We start from the raw sequence: 3,543 nt of genomic DNA, 5'->3' as shown, positions 1-3,543 counted from the left end.
CCATAATAAATCTTGCCCCGTTTTTTCCCCTTACCTGGGGCAGGGGTCCCTTCAGAGTATCTTTGAAGAATGGTGTTAAGAAGTCCGGTAGGTAATCTAAGGTCGATCTTCTTGCTTACCAGCTTTATGCTGTCGATTAGCTCGTCCATTCCTTCGCCGGTCAGTGTAGAGGTAAAGATCACCGGGCTGTAATCTATGAAATAGAGATCCTGTTTGAAGGTTCTTAGCAGTGCCTTTCTTCTTCTTTCATCTGCAAGATCACACTTGTTGAAAACCGCAACTGTCGCCTTGCCATTCTTTTCTGCCAGGCCAGCGATTCGCTGATCCTGATTTCCTACCCCGTCCGCCGAATCCATCACCATCACGATGATATCCGATCTCTCGAGTGCATCGATTGCCCTCATGACACTGTAGTACTCTACGTTCATCACTTTTACTTTGGATTTCTTCCTAATTCCTGCGGTGTCTATAAATGTGATTGGAATGCCATCAACCTCTACAGTCTCGTCAACAGTATCACGAGTTGTGCCGGGCACTTCCGTCACTAGACTCCTTGGGCTTCCGACAATCCAGTTGAAGATCGAGGATTTTCCAGCGTTGGGCTTCCCAACAATCGCAATCTTGAGCTCAGATTCGTCATTGCTTTCTAGATAGACAGAGTGGCCCAATGTTTCCAGCCTCTCAAAAATCTCGTCGAGAAGTAAGTCGATATTGAGTCCGTGAGCGGCAGAAATCTTGATCGGATCTCCGAAACCAAGTGAAAAGATCTCGTTTCCCATATTTGAATAGAAAGACTCTGGATTCTCCACCTTATTTGCAACGAAGATTACTTCGATTCTCTGCTTTCTCAAGTAGTCCGCCAGTACCTGATCAGCACTAGTGAGGCCAAATCTTCCATCAACAACGAACAGAATAAGGTCACCCTCGCTCAGTAGTTCGAGGGTGACCTCTTTCATCTTTTCTTCAACTATATTCTCGGGATTTTCGAAAAGGCCACAGGTATCGACAAGCTGAAATGTTCGCTGCTGCCAGTTTACTCTACCCACAGTGAAATCACGCGTCACACCGGGAATATCATCAACTATGGCCCTTCTACCACCAACAAGCCTATTGAAGAGAGTTGACTTCCCAACATTTGGTCGTCCAATTATCAGGACGGTAGCCACTAGAGGCTTTCTCCTTCTTCCTCGAGCTGGTTCTTTATCATTTCTCCCAAACTGTTGGAGTTAACCGATCCATTTCCGTTCAGATCCTTGAGGGCCTTATCAGTCTCGGCAGCCTCTTTGTCCTTTATGAGCTGTCTTATGGAAACTACCATGTTTCTTGTGTCGTTGTCGGGATCGTAGACAAGCCTGATTATTTTGAACTGGTCATGTCTACCAACCTGTACGGAATCTTCGATATTCTCTGTCCTTTCTAGAGAAACCTGAGAGACAGGAAGGAAGGCTTCAACTCCGTAAGAGTCAATCAAGACTATCGCGCCGGACTTTGTGAGCCTTGTGACAGTTCCAGTCACGTGATCACCGACCGATAGTTCAGCCGAAACCTTTTCCCAGGGGTCAGAATAGGCCTGTTTTATACTCAGTCTCATTCTTCTGTTTACGGTGTCTATTGAAAGGATCTTGACTTCTATCTCGTCTCCTTCTTTTACAACATCTTCGATTCTGTCGACAAAGTTCCAGGAAACTTCGGAAACCGGTACAAATCCCGAGACGTACTCTTCAAGCTCGAGAATGACGCCGGTAGGAAGTACCTTTGCAGTCTTCGCCTTGAGGATGTCACCTTCCTTGTACTTGTCGCCTATGTTCTGCCAGGGATCTCCCATAGCTTCTCTGTAAGAAAGAGAGAGAGTTCTCTTTTCCTCATTGATTTCCTTGATGGTTACTTTGACTTCGTCTCCCACTTCCACAACGCTCTTGAGATCCTTCTTAATGTTTCCCCAGAAGACTTCTGAGATGTGAACCAAACCCTCCACTCCGGGTTCGAGCGAAACAAAGAATCCGAATGGAGTGATATTCTTAACGGTTCCCACTACTGTAGAGTCAACCTCATACCTGTCTTTCAGTGTGGACCAGGGGTCTTCAGTCATCTGCTTGAGAGAAAGGGAGATTTTCTTCTCAGCTTCATCGACCCCGATTACTTTGGTCCTGACTGTCTGCCCAGGTTTGAGAAGATCGCTGATTCTTACACTGGGATCCCAACTCATCTCTGATGCTGGAATAAGAGCGGTCACGTTGTCGTTGAGCTTGACAAAGGCGCCGAAGTTCTTGATAGATTCAACCGTTCCTTCAAGCTCCTGACCGACTTCGATCGTCTCGAAGTAAGCCTTGATAGCTTCTTCCTGGAATGCCCTCAGAGAAACAACAACGTTTATGCCGTTCCTCTGTCTCTTGAACCTTATTACCTTGAATTTCAACGTTCCCTCCGGGGCGGGATCTCCCTTTCTGATACCCGACTCGGATCCGGGTAGGAAGGCCGGGACCGTCTTAACTAATCTGACGTTGTATCCTGCCTTTGTTTCTGAAACGATCTTTCCGTCAATCGCTTTTCCTTCTCTGTAGGCCTTCTCAACCTTGCTTACTGCCTGTCTAGCATGGACCCTCTTCTCGGAGACAGTACTTCTTCCCTCTTCTTCGTTAGTCTTAATGACCATGACTTCTATCTTATCTCCAACGTTGTACTCTTCCAGTTCATTTACCAGCTGATCCGCGGGTACGAACCCGTCTAGCTTTCCGTCCATGATCACCATCAAGCCGTCTGGCTGAATGGAGAAAACCTCTGCATCCTTTCTACTTCCCTTCCTTGCTGAGGAAACATCCATCTGTTCAAATATCTCCTCCATGCTCAGGTTTTCATCTTGCCGATTCATTTTCTCTTCCATTGTTGGTTACCTCCCTCTTATTGTCTATGTAATCCAGTATCTTCTGGATTTGCTCGTACGGAGTTGATGTGCCGCTAATTATGGCAACCTTCCCCATATCGCCTTGAGGAAGATCAGTCAGGTCTGTTACATGTAGTGCCCTCTTACCGAGTCTTTGGACTATTTTTACCAGTTTCTTTGTGTTTGAGCTGTTTTTTCCACCTATCACAATTACCGTATCGGAAATCTTTGCCAGACGTTCGGCTTCAGATTCACGCTGTATTGTAACCTTGCAAATCGTATTATAAACAGCGACACGTTCTCCAAGATGCGATTTCACGAACCCTGAGAAGTTCTCAAAATCCAGACTGCTCATTGTCGTTTGAGAGACAATTGCAATTTGGTCAAGTCCTTCTAGTTTTTTTAGAACTTTCTCGTAGTTCTCTCCGGGTTCGACTATGAGATACCTATTCAGTCTACCTGAAAGAGCAGTTACTTCGGCATGGTTCTTCTTTCCATATACCACAATAAAACTGCCTTGCCGCTGAAGATCTACAGCCAGGCTAAATACATTGTACACTATAGGGCAGGTCAGATCTATTACTTCATCGAAAACACGCCGTAATTTCTCTTCCGAAGCAGGGTCGATTCCATGAGCCCTGATTATTGCGACACCTTCATGT

The 3,543-nt window shown here is 45.9% G+C and carries 2 protein-coding genes and 1 pseudogene; all 3 read right to left on the bottom strand.

What is annotated here, in order from left to right:
* Positions 1-1,166 (bottom strand): ribosome biogenesis GTPase Der (gene der / locus BG32_RS14560; protein WP_121527032.1); only part of this gene is annotated, 1,166 nt, incomplete at its 3' end.
* Complete coding sequence (locus tag BG32_RS14555; RefSeq protein WP_121527031.1) at positions 1,166-2,881, bottom strand: S1 RNA-binding domain-containing protein; 1,716 nt, start codon at positions 2,879-2,881, stop codon at positions 1,166-1,168. The genes BG32_RS14555 and der, both read right to left, overlap by 1 nt.
* Positions 2,853-3,543 (bottom strand): annotated as a pseudogene (locus BG32_RS14550) (cytidylate kinase); the annotation flags it as partial. The pseudogene BG32_RS14550 and the gene BG32_RS14555, both read right to left, overlap by 29 nt.

It is taken from the genome of Mesotoga sp. HF07.pep.5.2.highcov (assembly GCF_003666285.1).
GTDB lineage: Bacteria > Thermotogota > Thermotogae > Petrotogales > Kosmotogaceae > Mesotoga > Mesotoga prima.
The sequence above is the reverse complement of the archived record's forward strand: the minus strand, read 5'-3'. Positions and strand labels throughout refer to the sequence as shown.